Raw genomic sequence first — 17,648 nt, forward strand, 5'->3', positions numbered from 1 at the left:
GTCTCACAGCTCGTAGTCGCGCGAGTCGACCGCCGCCGAGGAGTGCTCGACGAAGGCGGCCAGGGCGCCGACCGTGGGGTTGTCGAACAGGGCGCGCGGTGACAGCGCCACGCCGAAGGCCGCGCCCACCCGGGCGGCGACCCGCATCCCCAGCAGGGAATCCCCGCCGAGGTCGAAGAAGTCGTCCCACACCCCGACCCGCCGCACCGCCAGGACGTCGGCCCAGATGTCGGCCACGGCCCGCTCGGCGGCCCCGCGCGGGGCGGTGAACTCCCGGGGCCCGGGCGGGGGCGCGACCACGGGTGCGGCGGTCGCCGGGAGGTCCACGGCCGGGACCGCGCCCCGCGTCAGGTCCGCCAGCAGCCCGGCCAGTTCGGCGCACAGCCCCTCGGCGGTCGCGGCGTCGAACAGCTCCGGGTCGTAGCCCAGTTGCAGCGCCAGCGGCTCACCCGGCCGGGAACCGCCCTGGGCGACCAGGTGCAGCGGGTAGTTGGTGTTCTCCACGGCGACGATGTCACCCAGTCGCGGCCCGCCCGCACCGGCCGGTTCGTGGTCGAGCGGGTAGTTCTCGAACACCACGACGCTGTCGAACAGGTTCCGACCCGGGGGCACCGCGCCCAACCGCTGGACCCGGGGCAGCGGCAGGTGCTCGAACCCTCGGGCCTCCGCCTGCGCGGCCTGCAACCGCCCCAGCCACCCCGGCAGGTCGGTCGTGTCGGCCGGGTCGACCTCGACCCGCACCGGCACGGTGTTGACCAGCATCCCCACGATCGAGTCGGCGCCCGCCAACCCGACCGGGCGCCCGGAGACCACCGACCCGAAGCACACGTCGCGCCTGCCGCCGCGCCGGGCCAGCAGGAGCGCCCACCCGCCCTGCACGACCGTGTTCAGCGTCAGCCGGTTGCGCCGGGCGAAGCCGCGCACGTCGGCGGTGACCCCCTCCGGCAGGACGAGGTCGTGCGCCGACGACGAGCACGAGCGGTGCGCCCGGCCCGGCGGCCGGTCGAAGGGCAGCGGGGTGGGTTCGGCGAAACCGGCGAGCACGCCCCGCCAGTGCCGCTCGGCGGCGTCGGTGTCGCGCGCCCGCGCCCAGGCCACGTGGTCGCGGAACGGGCGGCGCGGTCGCGGCGTGCCACCCGCGACCACGGCCAGCACGTCCGACACCACCTGGAACAGGCTCCACCCGTCGAGCAGGACGTGGTGGAAGCTCCACACCACCCGGACCTCGGTCTCCCCGGTGCGCACGAACACCAGCCGCAGCAGCGCCGCCGAGGCGGGGTCGATCCCGGTGGCGCGGTCGTCGGCGAGCAGCCGCCGCAGCCGCTCCTCCCGCTGCGCCTCCGGGATGCCGCGCCAGTCGTGGTGCGCGACCGGGACCGCCACCTCGCGCCGCACCACCTGGAGGGGTTCGCGCAGTCCCTCCCACACCACCGACGTGCGCAGCACGGGGGTGGCCTCGACCACGCGCGCCCAGGCCCGTTCCAGCGCCGCCGGGTCGTCGAGGCCGGTCACGGTGAACGCGACCTGCTCCAGGTACAGGCCGGGCAGCGACAGGCCGTGGAACAGCATCCCGCTCTGCATGGGGGTCAGCGGGTAGACGTCCTCCACCGACCGGTCGTCGCCGACGACCCGGTCCAGCTCGGCCTGGTCCAGGCCCGCCAGCGGGAAGTCCGACGGGGTCGGCCCGCCCACGCCCGGTTCGGCGCAGTGCGCGGTGATCTCGCGCAGGGCGGTCAGCGTCTCCTCGGCCAGCCTGGCCACGGTCGCCTCGGTGTGGGCGCCGGGGGAGTGGGTCCACTCGAACTCCAGCTCACCCCCGGCGGTCACGCTCGCGACGACGTCGAGGCGGGCCGTGCCGGTGGTCGGGTGGGCGCGGTCGAGCCCGATGCCCTCGGGGGTCGGCGGGAACAGGTCGTCGTGGGCGGAGTCGAAGCGCCCCAGGTAGTTCAGCCTGGCCACGGGTCGGTGTACGGCCGGTTCGCGGTCGGTGAGCCAGCGCAGGGCGCCGTGGCTGAGGCCGTGCCTGTGCGCGTCGCGCAGCCTCTCCTTGGCCGACTTGAGCACCACGCCCCAGTCCGGTGCGCCGCGCAGATCGGCATTGGAGGGGAACAGCGCGGTGAAGGGGAACAGGGTGGTGAACCACCCGACCGTGCGGGTGAGGTCGACCCCGTCGAGGACGTCCTCCCGGCCGTGGCCCTCCAGTTCCAGCGGGACGCGGTGGTGCCCGGTCCAGCGGGCAAGCACCACGCCCAGCGCCGCCACCAGCACGTCGTTGACCCGGGCGCGGTAGGCGGTGGCCGCCGCGCGCAGCAGGGCAGCGGTGTCCTCGGCCGGGAGGCTCGCGGTGACGGCGCGCTCCGGGTGCCCCGGTTCGCCCTTCACCACCGGGACGTCCACGACCGCCTGCGCCCAGTACGGCAGGTGGTGGTCGAACCCGCCGCTCCCCGCATGTTCGGCCAACAATCGCGCCCAGTCGCGGAAGGAGGTGGTCTTGGGTCGTGGCTCGATCGCTCGACCGGCCGCTGCCTGCTGGTAGCCGGTGCGCAGGTCCGCCAAGAGCACCCGCCAGGACACCCCGTCGACGACCAGGTGGTGGGCGGCGAGCACCAACCGGCCCGAGGCCACGACCCCGGCCCGGAACAGGTGGCCCGCGTCCAGATCCATCCCCGTCCGCACCAGCAGCAGAAAATCCTCCACTGTGGACTGGTCAGGAACGAGGACGTCCTCCGCACCCGGTGGCGGCACGTCCTGGACCCACTGCCCCCGCACCTGCCGGAACCGGGTGCGCAACGCGTCGTGCCGCACGGGCAGCGCCTCCACCGCCGCGCGCAGCGCCACCCGGTCCACGTCCGGGGGCAGCTCCACCGCGATCCACTGGAGGAAGTGCTCGCGGGAGGTGGTGACGGTGGCGAAGAACCAGTGCTGGATCGGCGTCAGCGGCGCCTGCCCGGTCACCGGCCCCTGCTCGGCGGTGACGGCGGGCTCGGTGTCGGCGGTCGCGGCGACCCCGGCCAGGGTCTGGCGCAGGAACACGTCCTTCGGGGTGATCCGCAACCCCAGCTCCCGGGCCCGGGACACCACTTGCAGGCTGAGGATGGAGTCCCCACCCAGGGCGAAGAAGTTGTCGTCGGCGCCGACGCGCTCCACACCGAGCACTTCAGCCCAGACCCGCGCCAACACCTCTTCGTCGCGACCGCCGGGCGGGACGTGGGTCCGGGCCTGCCGGGTGGGCGCCGAGGGCAGGGCGGCGCGGTCGAGCTTGCCGTTGGGCAGCAGCGGCAGCGCGTCGAGCGGCACGACCACGGCGGGCACCAGGTGCGCGGGCAGGGTCGCGGCCAGGAACGCGCGCAGCTCCGCCCCATCGGCACCCGGGGCCACCACGTGGGCGACGAGCCGCTTGTGGCCGGGCACGTGCTCGCGGGCGACCACGACCGCCTCGGTGACCGCCGGGTGCCCGCGCAGCGCGGCCTCGACCTCGCCCACCTCCACCCGGAAGCCGCGGATCTTGACCTGGTCGTCGGCCCGCCCGAGGAATTCCAGCACCCCGGCGGGCGTCCAGCGGACCACGTCCCCGGTGCGGTAGAGCCGTTCACCGGGGTGGAACGGGTCGGCCACGAACCGCTGCGCGGTGAGCCCCGGGCGCCCGCGGTACCCGCGCGCCAAGCCGGTCCCGCCGACGTACAGCTCACCGGGGACGCCGATCGGGACCGGCTCCAGGGTGTGGTCGAGCACGTGGCAGCGGGTGCCCGCGATCGGCCGCCCGATCGGCACCGGCGCCTCACCCGGCCCGACCACGTGCGCGGTGGCGAAGGTGGTGCCCTCGGTGGGGCCGTACCCGTCGACCAGCCGCAGGCCCGGGGCCCGCCGCAGCACCTCGGCGCAGTGCTCGGGGGCGATCACGTCACCGCCGCAGCCCAGCCAGCGCAGGCCCGCGAACACCCCCGGGTCGGCGGCGGCCACCTCGTGGAACAGGCCCGCGGTCAGCCACAGCGTGGTCACCGACTCGGCGGCGAGGAACCGGCCCAGCTCCTCGGCCGAGAGCAGGCCGCGCACGCACAGCGCCAGCCGGGCGCCGCAGAGCAGGGGCACCCAGATCTCGAACGTGGAGGCGTCGAACGCGGTCGTCGAGTACTGGGCCACCACGTCGCGCGGCCCGACCCGCAGCGGGTCCCCGGCGGCGAGGCGGGCGATCGAGCGGTGCTCCACCAGCACGCCCTTCGGCCTGCCGGTGGACCCGGAGGTGAACATGACGTAGGCACCGCCACGCGGGTGGACCCGCACCGGGGGCGCGTGCCCGGGGTGCCCCGACCGGCCGCCGTCGTCCAGCGCCACCACGGGTGTCGCGGCGGGGAGCCGGTCGCGCAGGGCCGCGTGGGTGAGCACCAGGCCGGTGCCGGAGTCGGCGACCATCAGCGCCAGCCGGGCGGGCGGGTAGTCGGGGTCCAGCGGCACGTACACCCCGCCCGCCTTGAGCACGGCGAGCATCGCCACGATGACGTCGACCCCGCGCGGCAGGCACAGCCCGACGCGGTCCTCGGGGCGCACACCCCGCTCCAGGAGCCCGTGCGCCAGGCGGTTGGCCTCGGTGTCCAGCTCGCGGTAGGTCAGCGCCGCGCCGTCGCAGGTGAGGGCCACCGCGTCGGGGCGGGCGGCGGCCTGCGCGGCGAACAGCTCGTGCACGCAGTGGTCGGTGGTGCGCTCGCCCTCAGCCCACTCGGCCAGCAGGCGCTGCTCAGCGGGCGGGGTCAGCGGCAGCCGCGCCACCTTGCCCGCCGGGTCGGCGGCCACCCCGTCGAGCAGCACCAGCAACTGGTCGGCCATCCGCGCCACCGTGTCCGCCTCGAACAGGTCGGTGCTGTAGACCAGCTCCAGCCGCAGGCCGTCCTCGACGGGGATGTACTCCACGGTCAGGTCGAAGGCGGAGGTCCGGTGCGGCAGCGCGAACTCGGTGACCTCCAGCCCGGCCAACCGCGGGGTTCCCCCCGGGGTGTTGCGCAGCAGCACCATCACCTGCGCCAGCGGCGACCGGCCCGGGTCGCGCTCGGGTCGCAGCAGCTCCACCAGCCGGTCGAACGGGACCGCGTCGTGGTCCAGGGCGTCGAGGACGGTGCCGCGCACCCGGTCGAGCAGGTCGGCGAACGACAGCGATCCGTCCACGTCGGAGCGGACGACCACGGTGTTCACGAAGAACCCGACCAGGCCCGCCAGCTCGGTGCCGTGGCGCCCGGAGGTGGCGGTGCCCACCGCCACGTCCCGCTGGCCGCCGCGCCTGCCCAGGAACACCTGCGTCGCCGCGACCAGGGTCATGAACAGCGTGGCACCCCGCTCGCGGCCCACCCGGGTCAGCCGCGCCACCAGGTCGGCGGGCACGGCCCGGGTCAGCCGCGCGCCGCCGGTGGTGCGCGCGGTGGTGTGCGGCCGATCGGTGGGCAACTCCAGGGCGTTCAGGCCGCCGAGCTGCCGTTCCCAGTACGCCAGGTGCCGGTCGAGCACCGCGCCGGTGAGCTGCTTGCGCTGCGCGCGGGCGAAGTCGACGTAGCGCAGCGGCAGGGCGGGCAGCTCCGCTCCCTCGCCGCGCACGGCGGCGGAGTACAGCACCCCCAACTCCTCCGCGAGCACGCCCATCGACCACCCGTCGGTCACGATGTGGTGCAGGCACAGGACCAGCAGGTGTTCGGTCGGGCCGAGCGCCGGCAGCGCGGCCCGCACCGGCGGACCGTGGCGCAGGTCGAACGGCTCCCCGGTGACCTCCAGCAGCACCGCCTCCACATCGGCCTCGGCGCAGGGCGTCGGCGCGGGCCGCAGCGGGAACGGCGGGCCCACCACCTGCGCGCCGCGGCCGTCGACGGTGTGGAAGGTGGTGCGCAGCGACTCGTGCCGCTCGACCAGGTGGTCCAGCGCGGCGTGGAGCGCACCCAGGTCGAGGGGGCCGCGCAGGCGGAAGCCGACCGCGGTGTTGTACTCGGCGCCGGGGTGGAACTCGTGCAGGAACCACAGCCGCTGCTGGGCGGGCGACAGGGGCGCGGCGAGCGATTCCGATCCTTGGCGCAGCAGAACCACCCCGCAGTGCAATTGGCCCGCACCGGACCCGGAGGTGCGATATTCGCAGTCGTTCCGACCCGGGTGACACCGCCGTCCGGCTGATAACGGAATCGGGAGTGGTAAATCACTCCCGGTGAGTGGCGGGGCGCTGTAATGCGCTGGTCCGTTCGGCGCTGTCCCGGCCTCGGCGGGGTGTGTTACGTTCGCTGGGGAGCCCACCCGGGAGGCCATGTGAGCAGTCAGTTCTCGCCGCAGGAGGTCGACGGTGACGTTTTGCGGCAGGTGCGCGCGTTCTTCGACACCGCGCTCCCGGGGAATGCCATCGGAGCCGATGATGACTATTTCGCACTCGGCGTGGTGAACTCGCTGATGGCCCTGGAAATGGTGACGCACGTGGAACGGGCCTTCGGTCTCCAAGTGGAAACAGAAGACCTCGAACTGGACAATTTCCGCACGATGAACAACATGGCGAGGTTCGTCGAGCGCAAGCTCGCCGCGGCGCGGGGCTGAGGGCGTGGACCACGCGGCGTTCGCCGAGTCCGCGCGCGCCGGGGCCGCCGCGTGGGACGCGGGCGCGGGCCTGCCCGCCGAAGTGGTGCGGTCGGTCGCCGACGCCGGGTTCCTCGCCGCGGACCTCCCCGTCGAGCACGGCGGGCGCGGCTGGTCGGCGACGGAGGTCGGCGAGCTGTGCGCGAGCCTGGGCGGGGTGTGCAGCGCCCTGCGCGCCCTGGTCACCGTGCAGGGCATGGTGGCCGCCACCGTCCTGCGCTGGGGCGACCGGGGGCAGCGCGCCACCTGGCTGCCCGCCCTGGCCGGTGGCGACCGGCTGGCCGCCTTCGCCGCCACCGAGACGGGCGCGGGCACCGACCTGTCCGCTGTGGACACCGAGATTTCGGCCACCCCGGGCGGGTTGCGGGTGCGGGGGCGCAAGGTGTGGGTCACCTTCGGGCAGAGCGCCGACGCGTTCCTGGTCCTGGCCCGGTCCGGGGGAGGGTTGCGGACCGCCCTGGTGGAGGCCGATCGCCCCGGCGTGACGGTGGAACCGGTCACCGGGCAGCTCGGGATGCGCGCCGCGCGGATCGCCAACGTGCGCTTCGACGACGTGACCATCCCGGCTGCCAACGCGATCGCCCCACCCGGCTACGGCCTCTCGCACGTGGCCGGGACGGCGCTGGACCACGGGCGCTTCACCGTGGCCTGGGGCTGCGTCGGCATCGCCGAGTCCTGCCTCGACCACACCGCCACCCACGTCGGCACCCGGACCCAGGGCGGGGCGCGGCTGGCCGACCACGACGCCGTGCGCGCCCTGCTCGGCCGCTGCCTGGCCGAGGCGCGGGCGGCCCGCGCGGTCTGCGCCCACGCCGCCGCCCTGCGCGAGCGCGGTGAACCCGCCGCCATCGCCGAGACCGTGCTGGCCAAGTACACCGCCTCCCGGGCGGCCACCGCGGTGAGCGAACACGCCGTGCGCCTGCACGGCTCGGCCGGGATCGCCCCGGACAGCACCGTCGGCCGCCTGCACCGCGACGCGGTGGTCATGCGGATCATCGAGGGCCCGGACGAGGTCGCCGAGCGCCACCTCGGCGACCACGCCCTGCGGCGCCGCCGCTGACCCGGCGTCCCCGCCGGGACCTGCCCGTGGTGCACACCGCCGAACGGGTGTCGTTCGCGCCCGCCGATCGGTGGACCCGAACGGAGTTCCCGGTGCGCAGCGGTAGCGCCGTTCACCCTTTCTGATGGTCTTTGATTGGGTTCCCGGAGCGGTGCCCGGGGTCTGGCATAGTTCCCAACCGGCATCGGAAGGCAGCCGCGACAATGGGGAGCAAATATGCGCAGTGAGGCGTTGGACCGGGTCGAGCTCATCTTCACGCTCTTCGATTCGAATGGCAACGGGTACATCGAGGCCGACGATTTCGAACTGACGGCGGAACGCGTCGTCGAGGCCGCACCCCGGGCGAGCGGAGCGGCGAAGAACGCGATGCTCGCCGCCTACCGGAAGCACTGGTCGATCCTGGAAGCGGAATTGGACGCCGACCGGGACGGCCGGGTCAGCATGGAGGAGTACTGCTCCTGCGTCCTGTCCCCGGAGCGCTTCGACGACACCCTCACCGACTTCGCCGAGTCGCTCGCCGCGCTCGCCGACCCCGACGAGGACGGGCTCATCCACCGCCCGGACTTCGTGGCGCTGATGACGGCGATCGGCTTCGAGTTCGACAACATCAACACCCTCTTCGACGCCCTGGAGCCCACCGAGGACGACCAGGTCCGCGTGCTCGCCTGGGTGGAGAGCATCAAGGACTACTACAGCCCGGACAAGGCCGGGATCGTGGGCGACCACCTGGTCCCCACCCCCGCCTGACCGCCCCTCCGGGGCGCGCGCGGCGCGCCCCGGCCGTCCGGTGCGAAGGAGCACGGTGGAATCGACTGTCGGACTCGCTGTCGGCCGGGGGACCGGGCCGGAACTCGCGCGGGTGTTCGAACGGACCCTGACCGCCCTCGGTGAGTTGTTCTCGACCAGTTTCACCATCACCCGTTCCCCCCGGCTCTACCATTCCTACAACTCGTTGAAAACCCTCGACGCCGATCAGATCCGGTCGATCACGCGGGACGACGCCCGGCACTACGAGGAATTCTGCCGGGCCCAAGCGGAACTCGGGGTTTCTGCCGTATTCCGCACGGCGATCAACGCGCAATCCCTCTACCTCGTCCGCGAGCACCTGCGGGCGGTGAAGGTCGACGTCATCGAATCACCCGGTGCGACGCTGCTGCTGGTCCGCGACGAGGCCCAGGGCTTCTACACCGGGGAGAACACCCATTCCCCCGGTGCGGTGACCCGGACGATGGCCTTCACCGAGGACGTCACCGACGAGGTGATCGCCTTCGCCGTGCGGCGGGCCCGGCAGCAGTGGCCGGACACCGGGGCCGACCAGGTCGTCATGGCCTACAAGTTCCACCTGCTCGACGGCGCGCTCGGCGAGTGGGTCGCGCGCAGCGCCGCCCGCCACGGCGTGCGGATCGCGCTGGGCCAGCCGGACACGGTCAACCGCAACCTCATCGAACACGGCCTCTCGCCGCGGATGATGATCATCGGCGGCAACGAGTGGGCGGACGTGATGCACCCGTTCCTGCTCGACCGGTTCGGCTCCGAGCGTCAGGAGAACCGCTTCACCGAGAACATCCACCTGTGCCCCGAGGTGCGCGGGCTGGTCGAGTACCAGACGGTGCACGGCTCCGCCGACGACATCGAGGGCCGCGACGTGGTCAACCCGGTGGCGACGGTGCGGGCCGCGGCGGCCATCGCGGAACGGCACGGCTCCTGCGCGGGCGCGATCGCCGCGGTGGAGCGCGCCCTCGACTCCGTGCTGACCCGGGGCACCCGCACCCCGGACCTCGGCGGCACGCACTCGACCACATCGGTGGTCGACGCCCTGCTCGCCGAGTTGGGCACGCCCACCCGAGCCGGGGAACCCGTGCTGGCGGCGGAATCGTGACCGGTCGGGAACGCGCGGCGCTCCTGGTGATCGACCTGCAACACGACTTCTGCACCGGTCCGGTCGTCGCGGCGCGGTTCGGCGGCGACACCGCGAAGCTGGACGCCGTCACCGCGAACGCGGCCCGCGCAGTCGACGTGGCCAGGGCGCACGGGGTGGAGGTCGTGTTCGTCCGGTTCCTCGGCGACCTCGAACACCAGGGGCCGAGCTGGCGGCGGCGCGACCAGGCGCTGGGCAAACAGCCGAAGTGCCTCGACGGTTCCCGGGGCGCGGAGTTCCACCGGGTCTCGCCCGCGCCCGGCGAACGCGTCTTCACCAAGCGGGCCTGCTTCGACGCGTTCCTCAGCGACGGCTTCGCCGGGTACCTCGACCACCGGGGCTTCGACCGCCTGGTGTTCGCGGGCGTCTACGCCGACGTGTGCGTGGACTCGACCGCGCGGACGGCCTTCCAGAAGGGGTTCCACATCACCGTGCTGGCGGACTGCACCACCAGCCTGCACGGGTCCGATGAGGAGGTCCTGCGCTTCATGGGCGCGCTGTACGGCGCCCGCGTGACAACCCTTGCCGAGGAGGAGAACGCGTGGTCGACGTCCAGCCAGGAGCGGCCGGAGTGGAACGCGGCGTCGGCCTGACCGCGCTGCTGGTCGCCGCGGCCCGCGCCATCGAGACCCACCGGCACGACTCACTGGTCCAGGACCACTACGCCGAGCACTTCGTGCGCGCGGCACCGGTGTCCGCCGGGTGGCCGACGCGGATCGAGGACGCGCCCGACGGCGACACCAGCCCGCTGTGGGGTCGGCTGGCGCGCTACTTCGGCCTGCGCACCAGGGTTTTCGACGACCACCTGCTCCGGTCCGCCCGCGCGGGCGCCCACCAGGTCGTGCTGCTCGGCGCCGGGCTCGACTCCCGGGCCTTCCGCCTGGACTGGCCCCCGGGCTGCGTCGTCTACGAGGTCGACCGGGACGAGGTCCTGGCCTTCAAGCACCGGGTACTCGACGGCGTGGGCGCCACGCCCCCGGTCACCCGCAGGCCGATCGCCGCCGACCTCCGGGACGAGTGGGCGGGCGCCCTGCTCGACGCCGGTTACGACCCCACCGCCCGCAGCACCTGGTTGGCCGAGGGCCTGCTGCTCTACCTCCCGGCCGGGGCGGAGAAGCGGCTCGTCGACACCGTGGACAGCCTGGTCACCCCGGGCAGCGACCTGGCCTACGAGGTCAAGGTCGGCGTGGAACCGGAGAAGGTGCGGGACAACCCGGTCTACGCCACCACGCGGCAGCAGATCGGCATCGACCTGCTCGGGCTGTTCGACGGCGAACCCCGCCCCGACTCGGCGGCCGACCTCGGCGCCCGGGGGTGGTCGACCACCACCCGCACCCCCTTCCACTCCACCCGCCTGCTCGGCCGCGGCCCCGAACCGGAGCCCGACGACGCGCTGGCGGCGAACCGGTGGGTGTTCGCCACCAAGCCGTGAACGCGCCCCGACCGGTGGGGCTGGGCTCAGTACGGCTGGGCCTGGGCGCGGAAGGTCTCCGCCACCGCGCCCGCGTCCTGCGGGAAGGACACCCGGTCGGCCACGCCGTCGGAGGTGTAGCGCTGGGCGGGTGCGGCGGCGAGCTTGTCCAGCCACACCGTGGAGGCGAACTCGGCCTCCTTGCCGGTGGCGGCCTGGGACCGGATGCGCGGGATGCGCACCGGGTCGAAGTCGCCGGAGTAGGGCGACGGGGCGGGGTTGGCGCCCACCAGCAGCGCCCCCCGGTAGTGGTACTCGGCGCCGTCGGAATGCCCGTTGACGGCCAGGCCCGCCTCGCGGGGGTGGATGCCGAAGGGCAGCGCGATGACCTCCGGCGCCCCGCCCGCCGCGCGGATGGCCTGGTCGCCGCGGGCGATGTCCTGCTGGGCGGCCAGCGGGCCCGCGGTGCGCAGGTTCGAGTGGGTCAGGGTGTGGTTGCCGACCTCCATGCCGTGCGCGCGCAGCCACGGGATCGTGCGCAGGCCGCCGGGGTCGGCGAAGGGGTCGGCGTTGACGAAGAAGCTGCCCACCGCGCGGAAGGTGGGGTGGGCGGCGGCCACCTCCCGCATGATCGCCACCGCGGTGCCCGGCACCGGGGTGCCCTCCGGGGTCAGGGCGAACTGGGAGGGGTCGCCGTCGTCGAAGGTGAGCACGACCGGGTGGGTGCCCGCGGGGATGTCGATCTCGCCCTTGGCGTACTGCGCGGCCGTGACGGTCACGTAGCCCTCGCCCGCCAGGCGTTCCAGTTCGGCGCGGAAGTCCTCGGGGGAGCGGTCGTAGACGCTGTTCGGGTTGGCGATCACGCGGTGGTACATGAGCACCGGCACCTGGCCCAGTTCGTTCGCCGAGACCTCCCGCGGCGTGGGCGGCGGCGGGCTCGCGGACGTCGGGGCCACCGGTGCCGCCGAGATGACCGGTGCGCTCGGGGCGGTGGCTTCGGGACTCGCGCAGGCCGCGGCCAAGGCGAGCACGGCCGTGGCGGCGGTCACCCGTCCGGCGGCAGCGAGGTCAGTCATGATCACCTCTCCACGGTCGACCGGTCGCCCGCTCGGCGCAACGCGGGCCACACGAAAGTATGACCTGGGATTACGGCACCGCCGAATGGGGAAAGCCGGGGCGAAACCCGTCAGCGGAGGGATTCTCACGTGGCAACTCAGGCTAGCCGCAGGCGGCGCGTCATACCGCTGCTCATCGGGGCGCTGGTCGTGCTGGCGATCGTGGCGCCGCTGAGCGTCCGGGCGCTGACGGCGTCCGACCCGGTGGTGTCCGGTGTGGACGAGGGCGCCACCGTCACCACCGACGCGGTGCGCCTGCTCAGCGTCAGCGCTCCGGAGGGCCAGGACCTGGCCGACGTCCAGGTGTTCCTCGACGGCGCCCCCGCGCAGACCCGCCGCGACGGCGACCGGCTGCTGCTCGCCGACCCGGCGCTGCCCGACGGTGCGCACAGCGTCTCCGCCCGCGTGCCCGCCAGGATGATGCCCGACCGCGAGGCCACCCGGAGCTTCACCGTCGACGGCACCGCGCCCGTGCTGGAGGTCGACCCGGTGGCGGTCAGCGACCCCCGCAAGCCCTTCACCCTCAAGGGCAAGGCGACCGGCGCCACGGCCGTGACCGCCGACGACAAGACCGTCCCGATCGGCGACGACGGCGCGTTCGCGGTCCAGTTCGACAAGGCCCCCGCCAAGGTGCTGCTGTCCGCCAGGGACGGTGCGGGCAACAGCGCCAAGCAGGACTTCACCGTGCCGGTGCGCCACCCCGGCATGAAGGCGGTCCACATGACCGCGATGGCGTGGACGTCGGACGCCCTGCGCGAACCGGTGCTCCAGATGGCGCGCGAGGGCCGGATCAACACCATCCAGCTCGACATCAAGGACGAGAGCGGCGAGGTCGGCTACCAGTCGCAGGTGCCGCTGGCCCGCGAGATCGGCGCCACCCGCAGCCACTACGACGCCAAGGCCGTCGTCGACCAACTGCACCAGGCGGGGGTGCGGGTCGTCGGCAGGCTCGTCGCGTTCCGCGACCCGATCCTGGCCAGGGCGTCGTGGACCTCGGGCAAGACCGACCGGGTCGTGCAGACCCACGACGGCAGGCCGTGGTCGGGCGGCTACGGCGACTACGCCTTCACCAACTTCGCCAACCCCGAGGTCGTGGGCTACAACCTGGACCTGGCCACCGAGGCGGCGACCATCGGCTTCGACGACGTCCTCTACGACTACATCCGCCGCCCCGAGGGCGCGCTGGGCCAGATGAAGCTGCCCGGCCTCCAGGGCACCCCGGAGCAGGCCATCGCCGACTTCCTCGCCAAGAGCCGCGACGCCGTGCGCGACCGGGGTGCCTTCCTCGGCGCCTCGGTCTTCGGCATCGCCGCGTCCCGGCCGGGCCCGGTGGCCCAGGACATCCCGCTGATGTCGAAGCACGTCGACTACATCGCCCCGATGGTCTACCCCTCGCACTGGGGTCCCGGTGAGTACGGGGTGGCGCAGCCGGAGTCGCAGCCCTACGACATCACCGCCCGCTCGGTGGCCGAGTTCGTCGCCAAGGCCAAGGACAGCGGCACGCAGGTGATCCCCTGGTTGCAGGCGTTCAGCCTGCGCAAGTCCTACGGCCCGGCCGAGGTCCAGGCGCAGATCAAGGCGGCCCAGGACAGCGGCGCCAGTTCGTTCCTGCTGTGGAACGCGTCCTGCCGCTACGACACCGCGGGCCTGCAACCCGCCACCTGACATACGCGGCGGCATTCGCGAGGGGCGGTGGGCCAAGTGCCCGCCGCCCCTCGCCATGTCCGGGCACGGCTGGGACCACCCCCTGACATGCGCGAATCCAGATGTGTTCTGGGTCATAGGCACCTTGTCTTGCGGAAACGACGTCGTTAATTGGTAACTTAGGCAAGGCTTAGTTAACAACGCGCAAAGGGGGTGCACGGGTGGGTGGGGAAACCGGGTTGACCGGGAAGGTTGCGGTGGTGACCGGTGCCGCTCGGGGGATCGGCGCCGCCATCGCGGGCGCCCTGGCCCGGGAGGGTGTCACCGTGGCGGCGGTCGACATCGAGGCCGGGGTCGCGGGCGGGGCGGTCGTGCCGTTCGCGGCCGACGTGGCCGACCCGGCGGCGATCGCCCGGGTTGTCGACGAGGTCGAGCGCGACCTGGGGCCGATCGACATCGGGGTCTGCGCGGCCGGGGTGCTGCGACCGGCGTCGGTGTGCGACACCCGGGACGAGGACTGGGCGGCGACGTTCGCGGTCAACGCCACCGGTGTGCTCACCGTGCTGCGCGAGGTGTCCCGGCGCATGGTGCCGCGCGGGCGCGGGGCGCTGGTCACCGTCGGGTCCAACGCCGTCGGCGTGCCGCGCGCCGAGATGGCCGCCTACGCCGCGTCCAAGGCGGCGGCGACGATGCTCACCCGGTGCCTGGGGCTGGAACTGGCCGGGTCCGGGGTGCGCTGCAACGTCGTCTCGCCGGGGTCGACCGACACCGAGATGCAGCGCGCGCTCTGGACCGGGGGGAACGGTCCCGAGCGGGTCATCGCCGGGGACGCGGAGCGGTTCCGCGTGGGCATCCCGCTCGGCCGCATCGCCGATCCCGACGACATCGCCGACGCCGTGGTGTTCCTGGTGTCCGATCGGGCCCGGCACATCACCATGCAGAACCTGTACGTCGACGGCGGGGCGACCCTGTGCGCCTGATCCTCCGCGGTTCGTAAGTTTCCCCCTCCAGTCCTGCCCCGCCCGGGTGCGCCGGGTGGGAACGTCCGAAGTGATCTGTTTGCGAAAGGGAATTCCGCGTGTCCGCTGCCGCCCTGGTGCGTCCCCGTCCGGTCCACCGGGCTGCCGACCTGCTGTCCGCCTACCTGCCCGGGTCGTTCTACTACTCCTCGGCCCGCGGCTCGCTGCTCGCCGACGGGGTGCACGCCCCGGTCGACGCCCCGCACGGCACCCGGGCCACCGCCGCGGCGGCGGCGTTGACGGCGGCGGCCGTGGCCGGGGTCGAGGAACCGGTGGTGGTCGGCGCGATCGGGTTCCGCCCGGACGGTCCGAGCAGCCTGGTCGTCCCCGCGCTCGTCCGCCGGGCCGGCGCCCCCGGGGGCGACGGCCCCACCGGAGCGGCCCGCGTGCCCGCCTGGACGGTCACGCCCCGACCCGAACCGGCGGCCTACACCGCCGCCGTGCGCCGCGCCTTGGACCTGATCGACGACGGCGACCTGGACAAGGTCGTCCTGGGTCGGTGCCTCGACCTGCTCGCCGACACCCCGGTCGCGGTGCCCGCGCTGCTGGCCCGGTTGGTGCGCGCCGACCCCGCCGCGCACGCCTTCGCCGTGGACGTCAGCGCGCCGGGCGACCCGGCCCCGCGCACCCTGCTCGGGGCGAGCCCGGAGCTGCTGGTGTCGCGGTACGGCGCCGAGGTGGTGGCCAACCCGCTGGCCGGTTCGCTGCCCAGGGTGGCCGACGAGGACGAGAACCGCAGGCGCCGGGCGGCGCTGCTGGCCTCGGCCAAGGACCGCGCCGAGCACGCGCACGTCGCCGCCGGGGTGGCCGAGGTGCTGGGCCGGTTCTGCTCCGACCTGCACGTGCCCGCCGAGCCGTCGGTGATCGGCACGCCGACGATGTGGCACCTGTCGACCCGCGTCACCGGACGGGTCGCCGACCCGACCGACCCGGGGTCCTCCGCGCTGGCGCTGGCCGAGGCGCTGCACCCGACCCCCGCCGTGTGCGGGGTGCCGGTGGTCCGCGCCCGGGACGCGATCGCCGACCTGGAACCGCTGGACCGAGGCCACTTCACCGGCCTGGTGGGTTGGACCGACCTCAACGGCGACGGCGAGTGGGTGGTCACCATCCGCTGCGCCGAGGTGTGCGACCGGTCGGTGCGCCTGTTCGCCGGGGCCGGGGTCGTCGCCGGGTCGGACCCGGCGGCGGAACTGGCCGAGACCGGCGCGAAGTTCCGCACGCTGCTGCGCGCGCTCGGCGCCGAGGACCCGCGATGACCCTCGACCACACCCCGTGGCCCGCACCGGTCGCCGCGCGCTACCGCGCCGCGGGGCACTGGCGCGGCCAGACCTTCGGCGCGCTGCTGACCGCGCTGGCCGAGGCGCACGGCCCCCGCGTCGCAGTGGTGGGCGAGCGGGACGGGACCACCAGCCGCTGGACCTACGCCGAGTTCGACGACCGCGCGCACCGCATCGCCGCAGGCCTGGTCGACTCAGGCATCCGCCCGGGTGAGCGGGTCGTGGTGCAGTTGCCGAACGTGCCCGAGTTCGCCCCGGTCCTGTTCGGACTGTGGCGGGCCGGTGCCTGGCCGGTGTTCGCCCTGCCCGCGCACCGCCACAGCGAACTGCGCCACTTCGCCGAGCAGAGCGGGGCCGCCGCGATCCTCACCGTCGGCGTGCACGAGCGGCACGACCACGCCGCCACCGCGCGCGCCGTGGCCGCCGACGTGGCCTCGGTGCGCCAGGTGCACGTGGTCGGGTCCGCCGACTTCGACGACCTGTCCGCCACCGCCCCGCGCGAGCTGCCCGACCCCGACCCGTCGGGGGTGGCGTTCCTGCAACTGTCCGGGGGCAGCACCGGGCTGCCGAAGCTGATCCCGCGCACCCACGACGACTACCTCTACAGCGTCCGCGAAAGCGCCCGCATCTGCGCGCTGACCCCCGACAGCGTCTACTTGGCCGCCCTGCCCGCCGCGCACAACTACCCGCTCAGCTCACCCGGTGTGCTGGGGGCCTGGCACGCGGGGGCGAAGGTCGTGTTCTCGCCGCGCCCGGACGCCGACACCGCGTTCCGGCTCATCGAGCGCGAGGGCGTGACCATCACCGGGGTCGTGCCGCCGCTGGCCGCGGCCTGGGTGCAGACCGCCGCGCGCACCGGGCACGACCTGTCCACACTGGACGTGCTGCTCGTCGGTGGGGCCAAGTGCGGCCGGGAACTGGCCGAGCGCGTCGGACCCGCCCTGGGGGTGCGGTTGCAGCAGGTGTTCGGCATGGCCGAGGGCCTGGTCTGCTACACCCGCCTGGACGACCCGGCCGAGGTGGTCCTGGGCACCCAGGGCCGCCCGATCTCCCCCGACGACGAGGTCCGCGTGGTCGACCCGGACAACCCGCAGGCGGGCTCGGACGACCTGGTGGCACCGGGGGAGACCGGGGCGCTGCTGACCCGCGGCCCGTACACAATCCGCGGCTACTACCGCGCGCCGGAGCACAACGCGCTGGCGTTCACCCCGGACGGCTTCTACCGCACCGGGGACCTGGTGCGGCAGACGGAGTCCGGGCACCTGGAGGTCGTCGGCCGGGCCAAGGAGCAGATCAACCGGGGCGGGGAGAAGGTCGCCGCCGAGGAGGTCGAGGACCACCTCATGGCCCACCCCGACGTGCTCGACGCCGCCGTGGTCGCGGTGCCCGACGACTACCTCGGCGAGCGCACCTGCGCCTACGTCGTGCCGGTCGCCGGGGCCGCGCCCACCGCGCCCGCCCTGCGCCGGTTCATCCGCGGGCGCGGGGTGGCCGCGTTCAAGGTGCCCGACCTGGTGCAGGTGGTCGAGGCGTTCCCGGTGACCGGGGTCGGCAAGACCAGCAAACGCGAACTGCGGGTGGCCCTGGCCGCCCTCGTGAAGGAGGCGTGACCC

General features: G+C 74.1%; 12 protein-coding genes. 10 read left to right on the plus strand and 2 right to left on the minus strand.

What is annotated here, in order from left to right:
• Window positions 1-3 precede the first annotated feature (3 nt).
• A complete protein-coding gene (locus DFQ13_RS02895) occupies window positions 4-6,060 on the minus strand; it encodes a non-ribosomal peptide synthetase (protein WP_233438231.1) in 6,057 nt (2,018 codons plus the stop codon).
• Window positions 6,061-6,273: 213 nt separating this feature from the next.
• Between DFQ13_RS02895 and DFQ13_RS02900 the strand changes: the two genes are divergently transcribed.
• From DFQ13_RS02900 to DFQ13_RS02925, 6 genes are all read left to right on the plus strand, one after another.
• On the plus strand, window positions 6,274-6,552 hold the full coding sequence (locus DFQ13_RS02900) for an acyl carrier protein (RefSeq protein WP_233438232.1): 279 nt from the start codon (window positions 6,274-6,276) through the stop codon (window positions 6,550-6,552).
• Window positions 6,553-6,556: 4 nt separating this feature from the next.
• Entirely contained in the window at window positions 6,557-7,651 is a 1,095-nt protein-coding gene (locus DFQ13_RS02905) for an acyl-CoA dehydrogenase family protein (protein ID WP_110078675.1), read from the plus strand.
• A 216-nt stretch (window positions 7,652-7,867) separates the two neighbouring features.
• The gene (locus DFQ13_RS02910; RefSeq protein WP_110078676.1) at window positions 7,868-8,398 is read left to right on the plus strand and encodes an EF-hand domain-containing protein; all 531 of its coding nucleotides are present in this window, start codon (window positions 7,868-7,870) and stop codon (window positions 8,396-8,398) included.
• Window positions 8,399-8,453: 55 nt separating this feature from the next.
• Entirely contained in the window at window positions 8,454-9,530 is a 1,077-nt protein-coding gene (locus DFQ13_RS02915) for an isocitrate/isopropylmalate family dehydrogenase (RefSeq protein ID WP_110078677.1), read from the plus strand.
• Window positions 9,527-10,162 (plus strand): cysteine hydrolase family protein, encoded by a 636-nt coding sequence (locus DFQ13_RS02920; protein ID WP_052020645.1) that lies wholly within the window; start codon window positions 9,527-9,529, stop codon window positions 10,160-10,162. The genes DFQ13_RS02915 and DFQ13_RS02920 overlap by 4 nt, the downstream gene beginning before the upstream one ends.
• The gene (locus DFQ13_RS02925; protein ID WP_110078678.1) at window positions 10,111-11,001 is read left to right on the plus strand and encodes a class I SAM-dependent methyltransferase; all 891 of its coding nucleotides are present in this window, start codon (window positions 10,111-10,113) and stop codon (window positions 10,999-11,001) included. The genes DFQ13_RS02920 and DFQ13_RS02925 overlap by 52 nt, the downstream gene beginning before the upstream one ends.
• Window positions 11,002-11,027: 26 nt before the next feature.
• Here DFQ13_RS02925 and DFQ13_RS02930 read toward each other — a convergent pair whose 3' ends face one another.
• Window positions 11,028-12,056 (minus strand): polysaccharide deacetylase family protein, encoded by a 1,029-nt coding sequence (locus DFQ13_RS02930; RefSeq protein ID WP_110078679.1) that lies wholly within the window; start codon window positions 12,054-12,056, stop codon window positions 11,028-11,030.
• Between the two features lie 129 nt (window positions 12,057-12,185).
• Between DFQ13_RS02930 and DFQ13_RS02935 the strand changes: the two genes are divergently transcribed.
• The 4 genes from DFQ13_RS02935 (at window position 12,186) to DFQ13_RS02950 (ending at window position 17,645) form a co-directional block, all read left to right on the plus strand.
• The gene (locus DFQ13_RS02935) at window positions 12,186-13,760 is read left to right on the plus strand and encodes a putative glycoside hydrolase (protein WP_110078680.1); all 1,575 of its coding nucleotides are present in this window, start codon (window positions 12,186-12,188) and stop codon (window positions 13,758-13,760) included.
• 200 nt (window positions 13,761-13,960) lie between these two features.
• On the plus strand, window positions 13,961-14,719 hold the full coding sequence (gene dhbA, locus DFQ13_RS02940) for a 2,3-dihydro-2,3-dihydroxybenzoate dehydrogenase (protein WP_110078681.1): 759 nt from the start codon (window positions 13,961-13,963) through the stop codon (window positions 14,717-14,719).
• A gap of 98 nt (window positions 14,720-14,817) precedes the next feature.
• Complete coding sequence (locus DFQ13_RS02945) at window positions 14,818-16,014, plus strand: isochorismate synthase (protein ID WP_110078682.1); 1,197 nt, start codon at window positions 14,818-14,820, stop codon at window positions 16,012-16,014.
• Window positions 16,011-17,645, plus strand: a complete 1,635-nt coding sequence (locus DFQ13_RS02950) for a (2,3-dihydroxybenzoyl)adenylate synthase (protein ID WP_110078683.1) — start codon at window positions 16,011-16,013, stop codon at window positions 17,643-17,645. The genes DFQ13_RS02945 and DFQ13_RS02950 overlap by 4 nt, the downstream gene beginning before the upstream one ends.
• Window positions 17,646-17,648 lie beyond the last annotated feature (3 nt).

It is taken from the genome of Actinokineospora spheciospongiae (assembly GCF_003182415.1).
GTDB classification, from domain to species: Bacteria; Actinomycetota; Actinomycetes; order Mycobacteriales; family Pseudonocardiaceae; genus Actinokineospora; species Actinokineospora spheciospongiae.